This window comes from Kineococcus siccus (genome assembly GCF_009906795.1).
Lineage (GTDB): Bacteria > Actinomycetota > Actinomycetes > Actinomycetales > Kineococcaceae > Kineococcus > Kineococcus siccus.
Genome location: NZ_JAAALN010000476.1, coordinates 1 through 394, shown reverse-complemented (window position 1 = coordinate 394; position 394 = coordinate 1). Strand labels below are relative to the sequence as shown.

The window sequence follows — 394 nt, the reverse complement described above, 5'->3', positions numbered from 1 at the left end:
CCCCCCGAGCACGCCGACGACGCCGCCCCGGCTCGCCGCACCCTCCCCGGCGTCGGCGAGGCGCTCCAGCAGCCAGCTCTCGGCCTCGGGCAGCAGGGCGGCGTGGTCGGCGTCGACCTCGGCGGCGCGCCGCCACCAGTCGGCGTCGACGGGCGCGAGCCCGACGAGGACGGTCTCGGCCGCCTCCGCCCGCGCCCGCACGACCTCGGCCGCGGGGACGTCGGCCCCGGCGAGCAGGAGCAGCGGCGGCTCGCCGTGCTCGGCCGGGGGGCCGCTGTCGCGGCGCAGCGCGCACCCGGCGGCCGCGGCCAGCCGGCTCACGGCGTCGGCCAGCTCGTCGTCGTCGGTGAGCAGCAGGGCCGGCCCGGCGCCCGGGGGCGCGTCGGGGCGGCCC

The 394-nt window shown here is 83.5% G+C and carries 1 pseudogene; it reads right to left on the bottom strand.

From position 1 onward, the window contains the following. Positions 1-394, bottom strand: a pseudogene (locus tag GTR02_RS22195) (septum site-determining protein Ssd); the annotation flags it as partial.